A 15531-nucleotide genomic window follows, 5' to 3' on the forward strand; every position below is an offset into this window, starting at 1 on the left:
TTTAAGAGAGCATGGCAATGATTCAACCGGTAAAAACAGATCTTTATGCAGCAAAAGCGCCCTTGGAGTGGGCCGTGGTTGGCAATGGTATTCTGTTCACAGCACAAATTCCCATCGGTGCTGATGGCATTGTGGTCGAGGGGGGAATTGAAGCTCAGTCCCGACAGACGTTAGACAATTTGAAGCATACCCTGGAAAGCGCTGGTGCCAGTATGCAACAGCTTACCCAAGTTCTGATCTATGTGACCCAACGTGACGACTTGGTCACGGTCAACCGCGTATACTCAGAGTACGTAACTGCGCCTTACCCGAATCGTGCTGCCATCATTGTTTCTGGGTTCGCGCGTGAAGAGATGCTTATAGAAATGGTGGCTTATGCCGCCTTAGACTGACCCTGTCCGAGCCAGTTCCGATACCGCATTGATCAATGCCGATATCTTCAATAAGACGATTTTTAACAATTCATTCATTATCTTCCGACATTTTTTATCAACATTAGCGAAGAAGCTAAAAAGCTTTCCCATCTGCTGGCGGGCAAGTCGACGCTGTGCCGTATAGAGTAAAATGTAGACCGACAAGCGATGGTGAAGGCTAAGAGTTACTGTGGCACTATTTCATTGAACAACATGGTAGATCGTGTTGGACTTAGTTGGCACCGATATTCCCTTGCACAGCGAGCAACACGTCAAGTTCTTTAATCGGTATAACGATCAACACTGTTACTTCCCGCTGTAAGTTTTTTGTGGCCGCCACCTGCTGGTGAGCTATCGCGATCAGTGACCATAGCGGCAGCTGCCATAGCTGGTCCATCCTCGCATTACTGGTACAGTTTATTCGCCAGTACTGGCCCAATATCCGCATCGTATTAAGGGTGAATGTGATCACTCACTGTCGAAATATGAAGAGAGCGATAAATCATATCTGGGATTCTGAAGATGGAAAAAGCTGATGAATGCTGAAAGCAGAAACGTAGTGCTGCTAGACGGAGGCATGGGGCAGGAGCTCAGGAAGCGCAGTAGCCAACCGGCGTCCCCGCTATGGTCTGCTCAGGTCATGCTCGACGAGCCCCAGTTGGTTGTGGATGCGCATCGCGATTTCATCGCGGCTGGAGCGCAAGTCATTAAACTTAACAATTACAGTGCCACGCCGATTCGCCTGGCGCGCGATGGCAGCGCTGCAATGTTCGAACCCTTGCATACGGCGGCACTCAACGCTGCCTGGCAGGCACGAGAGGAGAGCGGCAGTCAGGTGCGCATCGCAGGTTGTCTGCCGCCCTTGGTGGCCAGCTATCACGCCGATAGCGTGCCGGACGACACCGTTTGCCAGCGTGATTACCGGCGTCTTGTGAAGCAGCAAACAGAAGGTGTGGACCTTTTCCTCTGTGAAACCATGTCGCTGATACGTGAGGCGCGAGCGGCAACGATAGCGGCGGTGGAAGCCGAGCGCCCGGTATGGGTGGCGTTCACTGTGGATGATAGCGATGGTACCCGTTTGCGCTCTGGCGAACGGCTGTCCGAAGCGGCTAATGAGGTCGCGTCTATCGGCGCGGAGAGGATAGTCGTCAATTGCTCAGTCCCTGAAGCAGTTACAACCGCCATGAATGAACTTGCAAAGATTAACGTGCCCTTTGGTGGGTATGCTAATGGCTTTACATCTGTTGCACCGCTACAACCTGGTGGAACCGTCGACGCGCTAACATCGCGCACTGATCTTGATCCTATCGGCTATGCCGACCATGCGCTGGAATGGGTCGAGCTGGGAGCTAGAGTGATCGGTGGCTGCTGTGAAGTGGGTCCTTCACATATTGCTGAGTTAGCCAGACGATTGACCGACAGCGGTTACCGTCTGGTGTCATATTGATCGTGTGGCGCGTGGTATCAGTTCGCTTGAACAATGCTATATCGACGTAAAGTCGTAACAGTCAATGGCCTGCGAACTTGGGACCCGGGATTGCACTCTGCATGAGTGATCACTGAAAGCGTCACTTAATCGTTTCTTCTGTTTCTGCTTCCTCTTCTTCATCCCCGACCGGTTCGAGGGGGTTGCCATCCTCGTCAAGAAACTGATGATCATATGCCGCCTGAAGGCCTGTATTTTCAGCTTCGACTTCCTGAGGCTGCTCGTCATCGTCAGTCAGGTAGTCGATATGGCCTGGATAGATAGGCGAGAGCACTGCGATCATAATACCGATCACGCAGAAGATGGAAAAAGCGTCCGCATAGCCGAATTCACCCACCAGCATACCGACCACCGGGGAGCCCGCCGCTTGGCCCAACGCGCAGGCCATAAAGGGTAATACCGGGCCCATTGATGGACGTCCCGGCAAGAGGCGGATGCCAGTCATCAGGTACAACCCTGTCAAACTCATGTAAGCGAGGCCGAACACCAATGCGGAAAACACAGTCAGGGCTAACTGGTCGGGGCTGGCGGCAAGCAGTACAAGGCTTGCCGCCAGCATCATTAGCATTAACGCTTGGGTAATGGGCGGGTTATTGCGATCGGCTACATCGCTCACCACGGCGCCTCCCATGCCAGCTATGCCGGCGGCGAACCATAGCCAGCCTGTGAAAGCGGGGGGGAGTTCACCTAGCCTGACCACTAGGTCCGGAGCGAAGATCCAGTAGGGTGCAGATACAAACCCCATCGCGAAAGCAAACAGCGAAAGCCGGACTAGGCGCGACCACTGCTGTCGAGTCACCGGGGGAGGTGGCGCCGCATTGGCGGGAATAACCCGTGAGACCGAGGGGATAAAAAACCAGGCTGCCACTACCCCTATACCTGCCAGTACGGCAAATGATGTGTAAGTAAAACGCCAGGCATCTGCCAGAAATACAACGGTAGGTACTGCCACGATGATACCGATACTGGTACCGGCGTTCATGATGGAACTGACACGGCCGTGCATCGAACGGCTAACCAGTACCTGCATGGCGGAGGTCAGCGCCGGCATCATCAACCCCGTGCAGACACCGCAGGTAAACACACCAATTCCCAGCGATAGAGCGTCTGAGGACCGGCTGATCAGTGCCAGACCACCAACACCAAAACATCCCGAGAGCACAGCCAGGTTGCGAGCCCCGAGGCGATTAGCGGCAAGTGGTGCCACCATGGTGGCAAGCACGAAACTGACAAAAGGCAATGCGCCGATGATGCCGACGATATACGCTGACAGGTCCAGCTCATTGCTGATGGAGGGTACGAACAAGCCAAACGCGAAGCGCGCGAGCCCGTAACTGATGGCCACCAGGGCTGCGCCAAAGAAGGCAAACCCCATGTTGGATAAGGTCTTCATATGGCCACCTCACTGTCGCGTTTGGCTTGAATGTCATGCAGATACGATCATTCTCTCAATGACATCTGTCATGAGCAATGCAAGACGATCCATTTCATCGGAAGTGATTAAATCGCTAATCCAGCACAATAATGAGTATTCCTTTCAGGGGCCTGACTACAAAAACGCCGCGGGATGTTATTCCATGGCGGCGTTTTTGTATGTATCGGAACTCAGGTTCCAAAAGGGTTAGCTGGGTGGCTGGTGATCAGCGAGGGCAGCGGTTACGGCTTCTTCCCACTGTCCCGGGGTAATCCCCCAATGCTCCATTTCTGCCTGGTCAGGGCTGCCCTTAGCGGCATCCTCAAGTTCATCTTTAGAGTGTCTTTCAAAACAATGCTTGGCAAACGCCTTGGTTTTGCCGTCACTTAACTTATTGATCATGTCCATGGTGATTAGCTCTCCTTGATAAAGCGTTAAACAAGCTCAGTGTAGTCGTTCAGTGCTTTTTTGCCCGCCTGATCACGTCAACACATAACATGGGGTGTAGGATTGTCCGTCGAGTTTCATGCGACCCTGAGCCACAAAGGAACTCAGCAGCTCATCCAGACGACGCATTAGCTCAGGCTCGGCATTGAGCACATAGGGGCCGTGGGCCTCAATGGCGCGAATGCCTTGCTCTTTGACGTTGCCCGCGACTATGCCCGAGAACGCCCGGCGCAGGTTGGCGGCCAGTTCATGGGTCGGCTGCTGGCGGTGAAGTGCCAAGGCACGCATGGCATCGTGAGTGGGATCAAAGGGCGCCTGGAAATCACGCGCAACCGTCAGTCGCCAGTTATAGTAGAACGCATCCTGGTGAGTACGCCTGAATTCGGTGATCTCATCGATACTCTGGCGCATCAGCCGAGCAACTGCGACGGGGTCGCCGGTAATGATGGTATAAAAACGCCGAATGTCTTCGCCCAAGGTATAGACCAGAAACTCATCGATCTTCTCAAAGTAGTCAGCCGAGTCGGCCGGGCCGGTCAGTATGAGCGGAAATGGCATATCCTGGTTTGAAGGGTGTAACAGTATCCCCAGTAAGTAGAGAATTTCTTCTGCAGTGCCCACGCCGCCAGGAAAGACGATGATGCCATGCCCCAGGCGAACGAACGCTTCAAGGCGTTTTTCGATATCGGGCATGACAACGAGTTCATTGACGATCGGGTTGGGCGCTTCTGCGGCAATGATGCCTGGTTCCGAAATGCCCAGATACCGACCGTCACGACGGCGCTGCTTGGCGTGGGCGACGTTGGCGCCTTTCATCGGACCTTTCATGGCACCGGGACCGCAGCCTGTGCAAATATCCAGATCGCGCAGGCCCAAGTGGTAGCCAACGTCCTTGGTGTACTCGTACTCTTCCCGGGAAATGGAATGACCACCCCAGCACACCACCAGGCTGGGGTCGCGGCCGGGTTTGAGCGTGCCTGCCTTGCGCAGAATATGAAACACCGCGTTGGTGGTGCCTTCGGCGGAGGTCAGGTCAAAACGGTCGTGACGCTGGATTTCATTGTAAATGTACACAATGTCACGGATGACCGAGGAAAGGTGTTCCCGAATGCCGCGAATCATGCGCCCATCAACGAAGGCTTCGGCAGGCGCATTGGTCAGTTTCAAGCGGATGCCGCGATCCTGCTGAAGCACTTCGATATCAAAGTCTTTGTAGGCTTCCAGAATCGCCAGACTATCATCGGTCGGGCTGCCGCAGTTAAGCACGGCCAGTGCGCACTGCCTTAGCAAATCATGCAGGCCGCTCTTTGACGTGCGATGCAGTCGATTGACTTCGTGTTGTGAGAGGACTTCGAGGCTGCCTTCCGGCGAGATAATGCTGGAAATGGTGTCGCGCGATTGAGCGTTTGGGGTCATTAGTGGTGCAGTTCCTGACAGTGTGAGATCTCCTGGCATACTATCACGCTCCCCGAGTGGGTTCACCGTCAGCGCTCGGTAGGCAGTGTGATATGATAGGCGCTATTGCTAACCCGATGATGCTCAACATGTTTAATGCGCAATATTTTCGAACCTACATCACCTTGGTGGAAACTGGCAGCTTTACGCGTACCGCGCAGCGACTGGATATGACCCAGCCCGGGGTGAGCCAGCATATTCGCAAGTTGGAGCGTTACTTAAATAAAACCTTATTGGAACGACGCGGCCGCGGTTTTACGTTAACCGAGTCGGGGCGTCGCGCTTACGACTATGCGTTAAAACTGTTTGCTGAGCATGAGCAGTTTCGACATGCGCTGGACGACGATTTACTTGACAGCGGTGAATGCCGTATTGCCTCTCCCGGTAGCGTTGGCCTGATGTTTTACCCCTACATTCTCGGGCAGCAGCAAATGCATCCCAACCTGACGGTCAGCTATAGCTTTGCGTTCAATCACGAAATCGTCAATGACGTGCTGGAAGGGCGGTACGACATCGGGATCGTCACCGAAGCGGTCAATCATCCCGATCTGGAATGCCACGTATGGCACCAGGAGCCGCTATGTCTGGTCGTGCCGGCGGACTTTGTCGAAGGGACGCTTTCGGACCTGATGGGGATTGGCTTTCTCAATTACTACGATGGCATCAATCACGCCAATGCCCTGTTGCGTGCCAATTATCCCGATGACTTCCGTTCGATGACGCATTTTCGCCACCAAGGTTTTACTAATGAGGTCAGCATGGTGCTTGATGCCGTGGCTCGGGGGTTGGGGTTCACGGTGGTGTCCCGACTGGTGCTGGAGACATCGCCGTGGCAGCGCCAGGTAAAGGCGCTTAATCTGCCCAATACGGTCAATGAAGTGCTGTATTTACTGCGTCGTCGTGATTCCGTGCTGCCCAAGCGCTATGAAAAGCTTCTCAACGGCTTTCATCAGGAACGGATGCAGGAAATCACGCCTTGAGGCTCGCTTTACAGGCGTCGACCTCAAGGCGCTTGGCTGATAGGCCTGGCCGTTACGCGTCTCGGTACTCGTCGATGGACGGGCAAGAGCAAATCAGCTGACGGTCGCCAAAGACGTTATCCACTCGATTCACTGCTGGCCAATATTTCGACGCCTTGACGGCGGCGGTAGGGAAGGCCCCCAGTTCGCGGTCGTAGGGACGTTGCCATTCGGCGTCGATGATATCTGCCTGGGTATGGGGCGCATTGACCAGCGGGTTGTTGTCCAGTGGCCATTCGCCCTGCTCGACACGGGTGATCTCCTCGCGAATGGCAATCATCGCATCGCAGAAACGGTCGATTTCATACAGCGATTCTGACTCGGTTGGCTCGATCATCAGCGTGCCCGGCACGGGGAACGACATGGTGGGCGCGTGGAAGCCGTAATCCATCAGGCGCTTGGCGATGTCCTCTTCGCTGATGCCCGAGGCCGCCTTGAGCGGGCGAATATCGATGATGCACTCGTGAGCCACCGTACCGTTTTGGCCGCGATAGAGAATCGGATAGGCCGCTTCAAGTCGTTTGGCAATGTAGTTGGCATTGAGGATGGCGAGTTCGGTCGCTTCGCGCAGACCGCGCGCACCCATCATTTTAATGTATGCCCAGGAAATCGGTAGGATGGAGGCACTGCCAAACGCCGCGGCGGATACTGCACCGCACTCTGGATTGACACCGTTGATGGGCGTGACCACGTGGTTGGAGACATAAGGGGCCAAGTGGGCCTTGACACCAATGGGTCCCATGCCAGGGCCACCGCCGCCGTGGGGGATGCAGAACGTCTTGTGCAGATTAAGGTGCGAGACATCGCCACCGAAATCCCCAGGGCGGGTTAACCCCACCTGGGCGTTCATGTTGGCGCCGTCGATATACACTTGACCGCCGTTGTCGTGAACGATCTGGCAGGCGTCACGCACGCTGGTTTCAAAGACCCCGTGGGTCGACGGATAAGTGAGCATGATGGCAGAAAGCTGATCCCGATGCTGTTCTGCCTTGGTGCGCAGATCGTCCAGGTCAATATTGCCGTTAGCATCGCACTCGACCACCACCACTTTCATTTGCACCATGGCCGCAGAGGCCGGGTTCGTCCCGTGGGCCGAACTTGGGATCAAGCAGACATGGCGATGGCCTTCGCCCTGAGCATTCTGGTAACGCCTGATGGCCGCCAGCCCAGCGTATTCACCCTGGGCGCCTGAGTTGGGCTGCATCGAAATATGCTCATAACCAGTCACCTCAACCAGGAAATCGGCCAATTCGTCGATCATCTGGTGGTAGCCAGCCGCCTGCTCACGGGGAGCGAAGGGGTGGATATGGGCAAACGCCGGCCAGGAAACGGGGACCATCTCGCTAGTGGCGTTGAGTTTCATGGTGCACGAGCCGAGCGGAATCATTGCATGAGCAAGCGATAAATCTTTGTTTTCCAGCCGCTTCAGATAGCGCAGCATCTCGGTTTCGCTGCGGTAGCGTTTGAAGGTCGGGTGCGTCAGGAAATCGCTTTCCCGCTGGTAAGCGCTGGGAATGCCAGAAACACGGTCAGTAACGATCCGCTCGTCAAGAGCGGCGATAGAGAGTCCGTGCTCGTCGCCGAGCAATACGTCAAACAGCATGGCCACATCGTGGGCCGTGGTGGTTTCATCCAGGCTGATACCCACATCGCCGTTGGCAAAATAATGCAGGTTGATGTCGTGGGTCATCGCGCGACCATGGATTTTGCCTGCATCCACCTGGTTCAAGCGCAGCGTATCGAACCAGCTGTCATGCGCGAGGCGGATGCCTGCCTGCTGAAGGCCGTGGGCGAGCAGCGTCGTTAAACGATGCACGCGCCCGGCAATTTTGCGTAGCCCTTCGGCACCGTGGTAGGTGGCGTAAAAACCAGCGATATTGGCCAATAGCGCCTGTGCCGTACAGATGTTGGACGTGGCTTTCTCACGGCGAATATGCTGCTCGCGGGTTTGCATCGCCATGCGCAGCGCCGTGTGGCCGCGGCTGTCTTTGGAGACGCCAATAATCCGCCCGGGAATCGAGCGCTTGAGCTTGTCTGATGTGGCAAAAAAGGCGGCGTGAGGCCCACCGAAGCCCATGGGTACGCCAAAGCGTTGAGAGTTGCCCACCACAATATCGGCGCCCAGAGCGCCCGGCTCTTTAAGCAGAACCAGGCTGAGTAGATCCGTTGCCACACAGGTCATGACCGAGCGTTCAGCGGCCGTGTTGATCAACGGTGCCAGATCGCAGATCTCGCCGCTGGCTGTGGGGTACTGGAACAAGGCCCCAAAAACGTCATGCTCGGCAACAGAAGCCGCCGGTCCGACGATCAGTTCAAACCCAAAAAAATCGGCGCGGGTTTTGACCACGTCCAGGGTTTGGGCAAACACATCGTCGGCGACAAAAAACGCATTGGACTTGTTTTTCTTGTTGGCTCGCTTGCACAGCGCCATGGCTTCGGCCGCTGCTGTCGCCTCATCCAGCAGGGAGGCGTTGGCAAGCTCCATGCCGGTTAAATCCATGACAACCTGCTGGAAGTTCAGCAGGCCCTCCAGGCGCCCTTGGGAAATTTCCGGCTGGTAGGGCGTATATGCCGTATACCAGCCTGGGTTTTCCAGCACGTTGCGCTGAATGACCGCGGGCATGTGCGTCCCATAGTAACCCTGGCCAATATAGCTTTTGGCGACTCGGTTTTGACGCGCCAGCTGGCTCAGGTAATCGAGCGCTTCGGCTTCACTTCTGGGCTCGTCGAGCGCCAGTTCTCGGCCAAGGCGAATATCGCTGGGGACAGTTTGCTCGATCAGGTCTTCCATGCGCTTCATGTCGAGCGCTTTTAACATGGTGGTGACATCGTCGGCGTCAGGGCCATTGTGACGTTTGATAAAAGCATCGTGGTCAGCCAGTTCGGCTAATCGGCGAGTTTCAAAAGGCATGGAGAGAGTTCCGAACGTGATGAGAAAACCGGGCAAGGGTTGGGGCTGCGCCTGCCAATGGGCAGGCGTCATTGATTAGTCGTCGCTTAACGTCGCTTGATAGGCATCTGCATCCATCAGCTCGTCAAGGTTTTCATCGCTTAAACGTACCTTCATGATCCAGCCGGCTTCATAAGGAGCATCATTGACCGTTTCAGGCGCGTCTTCCAGTGCCTCGTTGACGTCGATGACTTCGCCATCGACGGGCGAATAAAGGTCAGACGCGGCTTTGACCGATTCAATGACACCGAACTCATCGCCTTTGGTCAGCGTGGTGCCGACGTCAGGCAGCTCGACAAACACGACATCGCCAAGTGCGGCTTGAGCATGGTCGGTAATGCCGATGGTGACCGTACCGTCTTGATGATCAAGCACCCACTCGTGGCTCTCAGCGTAACGAAGGTTGGCAGGAAGGTTGCTCATGGTGATTCCCTATACGAAACGGATGTGGAGCCGCCATGTTAGCGCTTGTTGTTCACCTTGGCGATGGGCACTGTTCACGGCGAGCGTTTGGCGAAGCATGGTAACGCGTTTCCAATAGGAAACAAGTTTCATCCAAACCGGCAATGGCGACGACACGGCCATGAATTGCCAAATTAGCGAAATTTACTGCGTTAACTCGACAATGCCATAGCATGTGACCAAAGTTATGGTGTAAAACATGGCGATCTTACGTTGGGAGGGGGCAGCGATCAGTTCGTGACTCCACCACGTTTGATGGCCAGAATTAACCGACGCCTCGTAAAGCGTTGCATCTGGCCTACATCGAATAAATCAAACCATGAAAAGGGTAAGGAGGTAGCAGGTGGAAACATTAACCAGTCTCTTCGGAGCCATTAACGGGGTGGTATGGGGCCCGTTGATGCTCATCTTGCTGTTAGGTGTCGGGGTCTACCTCCAGCTTGGCCTGAAACTGATGCCCATCAGGAAGCTCGGTGTCGGCTTCAAGCTAATGTGGCAGGGGCGAGATGCCAAGGATAAAAGCGCTGAAAAAGATGGTGAAATCTCCCCCTTTAACGCGCTGATGACGTCATTATCGGCGACTATCGGTACCGGTAATATCGCCGGGGTGGCGACCGCGATTGCGTTAGGTGGACCGGGCGCGGTGTTCTGGATGTGGATCACGGCGCTGGTAGGGATGGCCACAAAATTTGCCGAAGCACTGTTGGCGGTTCGTTTTCGTGAAACCGACAGCACCGGCTACCATATTGGCGGACCGATGTTCTACATCAAGAACGGTCTCGGCAAGAAATGGATGTGGCTTGGCGTACTGTTCGCGTTCTTCGGGGCGGTTGCTGCCTTCGGCATCGGTAACACGGTTCAGTCCAATTCGGTCGCAGATGCCATGGACTCCACCTTTGGCGTGCCCACATGGCTAACCGGCGTGGTGATCATGGTGCTGGCCGGTGCGGTCATCCTCGGCGGCATCAAGCGGATTGCCAAGGTGGCTGGTAAGCTGGTGCCGGTCATGGGCATTGCCTACATCATCGCGGGTATCGTCGTGCTGATTATTAATGCCGGCCAGATCGGCGAAGCCTTCAGCTTGATTTTCTACTATGCCTTTAACCCCATGGCGGCTGCAGGTGGTTTTGCAGGTGCCGCGGTCATGGCAGCGATTCGCTTTGGTGTAGCGCGGGGGATTTTCTCCAACGAGGCTGGCTTGGGTAGTGCGCCTATTGCCCACGCGGCGGCACAAACTAAGAACCCCGTCCGCCAGGGGCTGATAGCCATGCTCGGGACCTTCATCGATACCATCGTGGTGTGCACCATCACAGCGTTGGTCATCTTGACCTCAACCGTGTGGATTGATGGCGAAGAAGGGGCGTCGTTAACGGCACTTTCCTTCGACGCGGCGCTACCCGGCTTCGGCAATCAAATTGTTGCCATTGCGCTGGCGGTGTTTGCCTTTACCACTATCCTTGGCTGGTCGTTCTATGGCGAAAAATGCTTCCAGTTCCTGTTCGGGACGCGCTCCATCATGCTGTATCGGGTTCTCTTTGTACTGGCGATTCCGCTCGGCGCCATGGCACAGCTTGGTTTTATCTGGTTGATGGCAGATACCTTCAACGCCATGATGGCAATTCCCAACCTGATTGCGTTGGCGCTGCTATCCCCCGTTGTGTTTAAACTGACTAAAGACTATTTCGATGGCAAAGACGTCTTGCCAGGGGAAGCGTTAGACCACGATAACTAATCGTTGCTGAGCGCTCGTGCGCATTTGCAATGCTTATAAAGAGTCGGGAAGGCACTTACGTGGCTTCCCGCTCTTGTTTGTAAAGGAGTGATTGATGACAGAGCTTAAACAGACCCCATTGCATGCGCTGCATTGCCGACTGGGGGCAAAGATGGTGCCTTTTGCCGGCTACGAGATGCCTGTTCAATTTCCGTTGGGTGTTAAAAAGGAACACGAGCATACACGCCAGCAGTGCGGCTTGTTTGATGTCTCGCATATGGGGCAGGTGGTGGTGTCCGGTGATAACGTCGCCGAGGAGCTGGAAACGCTGATTCCTGCCGATCTGATTGGTCTGGCTGAAGGCGCCCAGCGCTATGGACTGCTGACTAATGACGACGGTGGTATTCTGGATGACCTGATGGCCGTCAATGTGGGCGATCATTTCTACCTGGTGGTCAATGCCGCCTGCAAGGAACAGGATATCGCGCATCTGCAGGCCCGTTTAGGTGACCGTCTGACCATAGAGCCGCTGGACCGGGGGTTGCTCGCCCTACAGGGGCCCAGTGCTCATCACGTCATGCAGCGGGTTTGTCCGGCAGCCTGTGAGCTAGTCTTTATGCAGCACGGACGCTTTCAGGTGGCCGACCAGGACGTCTGGATCAGCCGCAGTGGCTACACCGGCGAGGATGGCTTCGAAATATCGGTCGCTGCTGACGCCACTGAGGCTTTTGCAGAGCGTTTACTATCAGAGCCCGAAGTGGAAGCCATCGGCCTCGGGGCACGGGATTCATTGCGTCTGGAGGCAGGGCTGTGCCTCTACGGACACGACATGGATAACACGACCACGCCGGTAGAAGCCGGTTTGATCTGGGCGATCAGCAAGCCGCGTCGCCACGGCGGCGAACGCGCTGGCGGTTTCCCCGGTGCGGATTTGATCCTTCACCAGGTCGATGCCAAAGACCATACCCGTAAACGCGTGGGGCTGGTTGCTGAAGGGCGCGCGCCGGTGCGTGAAGGCGCAACGCTGGTCGATGAAAACGGCACTGAAGTGGGGAAGGTGACGTCCGGCGGTTTCGGGCCCAGTGTGGGCAAGCCAGTGGCGATGGGCTATGTTTCCCGAGACCTTGAGGCACCGGGCAGTACCGTCTACGCCGAAGTGCGCGGTAAACAGTTGGCCATGACGGTGAGCAAAACGCCGTTTGTCACCGCCAACTACTATCGTGGTTAAGCATTGTTGTTAACTGGCCCCGCTTTAAGCGCTAGCTGCGGGGCCGGGGCCGAGTTATTTCAGTACCTTCCGGGGATCAATCGGTTTTCCACCCTGGCGTAAATCAAACAGCAAATCATGGCGATCTGTCGCGCGGCTTTTGCCTACCTGGCAAAGCGGGTCGCCTGCGGCTACCTGCTGACCTTCCTCAACGTTTAACTGCTCACACAGGGCATAGACGCTTTGCAGATTATCCGCATGGTGAACAATCACTACCTTCTCAAGCTGTCGCATACTACCCGCAAAACGGACCTCGCCTTTGGCGACTGCCTTCGCATTTGCATTGGCCTGGGTGGCCAGCAGCATGGGTTGAAGCGTGCCACGGCTATCGGGTCCATAGCGGCGAACGACACGATAATCTTCCAGCGGCCAAGGCCAACGTTTGGCTGATGCCGGGAGCGATGGGCTGCTTTCGCTGGATGTTTGTGTGGCCGGTTTGCTACGGCTTGGCGTTGTCGAGCTCGCGGTCGAGGTGTTAGTGCTCGAACCGATGGGAATGTTGATCATCTGGCCAACGCGTAATTCGTTAGCCGAGCTGCCAGCGTTGGCACTTTGTAGCCGCGATGAGGTGGTGCCGAAATGGCGAGCAAGGCTTGAAAAGGTATCCCCCGGGCGAATTTGATAGCGATACGGCCCGCTTGCTGGCGCGCGTTCCTGCTGCGTAGGGACCAGCAAGCGTTGTCCAACAGCCAGGTGGCGCGCTCTGACGCCTGGGTTGAAGCGTTGCAGTCTTTCAAGTGGCACGTTGGCGCGTTTGGCTAATTGGCCCAGCGTATCACCACGTTTGATTTCTACCCAGTTACCGCTGATCTGGGTTGCCGCCGGAGCGGTGACTCGCTGAGGGTCAGAGGGCGTGCCGGCGCAGCCCACCAGTGTGCTGGCGACCATGATAGCCCCGAGCAACTTGCTCACGCGTGATCGATCTGACCATCCAGCAGACAGTCTTTTTCCTGCCAGAGTGCATTGATCCATGTGTGGAAATGTTCCTTGTGCTGCGATTCGGCGTGATAGTCAGCGGTCAACATCCATCCAGGCACCTCAAGGATGCGTGCCTTCAGGGTGATGGGTGCTTCCTGTCCACATAGAAAGCCCCAAAAAGTGGGATTCGGATTGGTGTAGCTCAGCGTCACGTCAAGGATGCCGTCGAGTTTGTCGCCAAGCAAGTTGAGAACTTGGGCAACTCCGCCCGCCTTGGGCCGAAGCAGATGGCGGTAGGGGCTTTGTTGCAATTCATGTTTATGCGGCGTAAAGCGCGTGCCCTCAACAAAATTGTAGATAGCAATGGGCGACTGGCGGGCACGAGCGCACATGCGCTCTGTCGCCTCTCGGTCCAGCTTTGCCAGGGCTGGATTCTGGGCAATTTGCTTTCGGGTAATACGCCGCATGATAGGGAAATCGAGCGCCCAAAAGGCAAGACCTACGATCGGTATCCACAATAACTGCCGTTTCACGAAGAAACGCGGCATGGGAATGCGTCGGTGAAGGACCATCAGCAGCATAAATATATCGGTCCAGCTACGATGATTGGAAATCACCAGCCACCACTGATCCGGACGCAGGTTATCGGGTACAGACGCATCTAGCCGAGGCTGTATCCAGTGTCGCATCCACCATAGGTTGACGCCTATCCAATTCATGGTGACGTGACCAATACCTGCTTGCACTGTCTTTTTAACGCGACCCTTGGGGGTTATGACTTTGAGCAGCGATAGCGCTGTCAGGGGTATTCCCCAAAAAAGCGTGTTGAGGGCTAGCAAGGCGACGCTAACCACCCCTTTTAACATCGGCATACCGCGTTTCCTTACTGGTGCGTAATGTTGAATGCTAAAGGATATTACCCAGCCTGCCCAGCCTGATGCTCGGGTAAGTAGGGCGCTTGAACGGTTTCCAGCAAGACTGTGCGTAATGCATGCGCAGCCACTGATAGTTCCTGTTGCGTCAGGATCCCCACACGACAGGCAACGCTTGGTGAGGTCAATGGCAAGTAGTGCGCGCCCAGCGCCTGCATTTGAGGAATACACATGGATGGCACTGCGCTCACGCCCAGGCCTTCTGCCACCATTCGGCCGACGGTCGATAATTGATGGCTCTCAAAGGCGACCGGTAAATCCATTTGCTGTCGGGAAAGTGCCTGTTCCAGCAGTCGGCGAACCATTGAGGGTCGCTGCAAGGTGATAAAGTCCTCGCTAAGTAAGTCCTCCCATGACAGCGAGGCTCGCTGATTCAACCGTGAGCCTTTGGAAATGACCGCGACAAAATGATCCTCGAACAATGGCGTGAATGACAGGCTACCGGGACCTTCGGGTGCAAACGCGATGCCCATTTCCACCTGGCGCGAACGCACCATGTCGTTAACGTCTTCGTTGATGACATCGTGCACGGTCACATTGATTTTGGGGTACTGTTGACGGAATCTAACCAATGCCGCGGGGAGCAGGTTGCAGGCAAAGGCAGGCATGGCCGCGACGCTGAGGCGGCCCAGCTGCAAGGTAAAGCGTTGACGCAGGCGTTCTTCCGTATTGTCCCGCTGCGCGAGCAAATGTTTGGCCAGCGGCAGCAGCGATTCGCCCTCGGGGGTTAAACGGACACTGCGAGTGCTGCGTAGCAATAATTTGCCGCCCAGGGCGTCTTCGAGCCCTTTTATGGCTAGACTAAGAGCGGGTTGAGACAAATGTAGCCGTTCACAGGCCTGGGTAAAGCTCAGGGTCTGGGCAACGGCCAGGAAGGCGCGCAACTGTTTGACGGTCATGGCTGACCCTTTATAAGTTATAAAAATAAATTGATAAGAAAAACAAACTTAACAAATATATTATCTGGCACAACACTGCAACCAGAAGACTGCGTCGCGATAGCCGTCACATCTTGTATCCGCTGGCTCAGCGACATTGGCGTATCACTGATAACCGT

At 55.5% G+C, this 15531-nt stretch carries 13 protein-coding genes and 1 pseudogene; 6 read left to right on the forward strand and 8 right to left on the reverse strand.

Annotated elements, in window-relative coordinates; all coding sequences use genetic code 11:
- Window positions 1-17: 17 nt before the first annotated feature.
- From HXW73_RS08425 to HXW73_RS08435, 3 genes and pseudogenes are all read left to right on the forward strand, one after another.
- Window positions 18-392 carry a RidA family protein gene (locus HXW73_RS08425; protein ID WP_186255767.1) on the forward strand — a complete coding sequence of 125 codons (375 nt, stop codon included), beginning with the start codon at window positions 18-20 and terminating at the stop codon, window positions 390-392.
- A gap of 132 nt (window positions 393-524) precedes the next feature.
- Window positions 525-871 (forward strand): annotated as a pseudogene (locus tag HXW73_RS08430) (transposase); the annotation flags it as partial.
- Between the two features lie 77 nt (window positions 872-948).
- Complete coding sequence (locus HXW73_RS08435) at window positions 949-1860, forward strand: homocysteine S-methyltransferase family protein (protein WP_186255768.1); 912 nt, start codon at window positions 949-951, stop codon at window positions 1858-1860.
- Window positions 1861-1981: 121 nt separating this feature from the next.
- On the opposite strand, the gene HXW73_RS08440 is transcribed toward HXW73_RS08435, so the two are convergent.
- The 3 genes from HXW73_RS08440 to ppnN all read right to left on the reverse strand — a co-directional run bounded on the left by HXW73_RS08440 (window position 1982) and on the right by ppnN (window position 5176).
- Window positions 1982-3292: an MFS transporter gene (locus HXW73_RS08440; RefSeq protein WP_186255769.1), complete on the reverse strand. Its 1311-nt coding sequence runs from the start codon at window positions 3290-3292 to the stop codon at window positions 1982-1984.
- Between the two features lie 228 nt (window positions 3293-3520).
- Entirely contained in the window at window positions 3521-3721 is a 201-nt protein-coding gene (locus HXW73_RS08445; RefSeq protein ID WP_186255770.1) for a hypothetical protein, read from the reverse strand.
- A 72-nt stretch (window positions 3722-3793) separates the two neighbouring features.
- On the reverse strand, window positions 3794-5176 hold the full coding sequence (ppnN, locus tag HXW73_RS08450) for a nucleotide 5'-monophosphate nucleosidase PpnN (protein WP_274600595.1): 1383 nt from the start codon (window positions 5174-5176) through the stop codon (window positions 3794-3796).
- Window positions 5177-5304: 128 nt separating this feature from the next.
- Between ppnN and HXW73_RS08455 the strand changes: the two genes are divergently transcribed.
- Window positions 5305-6195, forward strand: coding sequence for a LysR family transcriptional regulator (locus tag HXW73_RS08455; protein WP_186255968.1), 891 nt, complete (start codon window positions 5305-5307; stop codon window positions 6193-6195).
- Between the two features lie 52 nt (window positions 6196-6247).
- On the opposite strand, the gene gcvP is transcribed toward HXW73_RS08455, so the two are convergent.
- Window positions 6248-9145 (reverse strand): aminomethyl-transferring glycine dehydrogenase, encoded by a 2898-nt coding sequence (gcvP, locus tag HXW73_RS08460; protein ID WP_186255771.1) that lies wholly within the window; start codon window positions 9143-9145, stop codon window positions 6248-6250.
- A 75-nt stretch (window positions 9146-9220) separates the two neighbouring features.
- Window positions 9221-9607: a glycine cleavage system protein GcvH gene (gene gcvH, locus HXW73_RS08465; RefSeq protein ID WP_186255772.1), complete on the reverse strand. Its 387-nt coding sequence runs from the start codon at window positions 9605-9607 to the stop codon at window positions 9221-9223.
- A 382-nt stretch (window positions 9608-9989) separates the two neighbouring features.
- On the opposite strand from gcvH, the gene HXW73_RS08470 reads away from it, so the two are divergent.
- Window positions 9990-11378: an alanine/glycine:cation symporter family protein gene (locus HXW73_RS08470; RefSeq protein WP_186255773.1), complete on the forward strand. Its 1389-nt coding sequence runs from the start codon at window positions 9990-9992 to the stop codon at window positions 11376-11378.
- Between the two features lie 94 nt (window positions 11379-11472).
- Entirely contained in the window at window positions 11473-12585 is a 1113-nt protein-coding gene (gene gcvT, locus HXW73_RS08475; RefSeq protein ID WP_186255774.1) for a glycine cleavage system aminomethyltransferase GcvT, read from the forward strand.
- A 54-nt stretch (window positions 12586-12639) separates the two neighbouring features.
- On the opposite strand, the gene HXW73_RS08480 is transcribed toward gcvT, so the two are convergent.
- From HXW73_RS08480 to HXW73_RS08490, 3 genes are read right to left on the reverse strand one after another with little or no spacing between them, the layout of a single operon-like run.
- Window positions 12640-13512, reverse strand: a complete 873-nt coding sequence (locus HXW73_RS08480; RefSeq protein WP_186255969.1) for a LysM peptidoglycan-binding domain-containing protein — start codon at window positions 13510-13512, stop codon at window positions 12640-12642.
- Window positions 13513-13532: 20 nt separating this feature from the next.
- Window positions 13533-14414 (reverse strand): acyltransferase, encoded by an 882-nt coding sequence (locus HXW73_RS08485; protein ID WP_186255775.1) that lies wholly within the window; start codon window positions 14412-14414, stop codon window positions 13533-13535.
- Window positions 14415-14458: 44 nt separating this feature from the next.
- Entirely contained in the window at window positions 14459-15373 is a 915-nt protein-coding gene (locus HXW73_RS08490; RefSeq protein WP_186255776.1) for a LysR family transcriptional regulator, read from the reverse strand.
- Between the last annotated feature and the right edge of the window lie 158 nt (window positions 15374-15531).

It is taken from the genome of Halomonas sp. SH5A2 (genome assembly GCF_014263395.1).
Classification (GTDB): domain Bacteria; phylum Pseudomonadota; class Gammaproteobacteria; order Pseudomonadales; family Halomonadaceae; genus Vreelandella.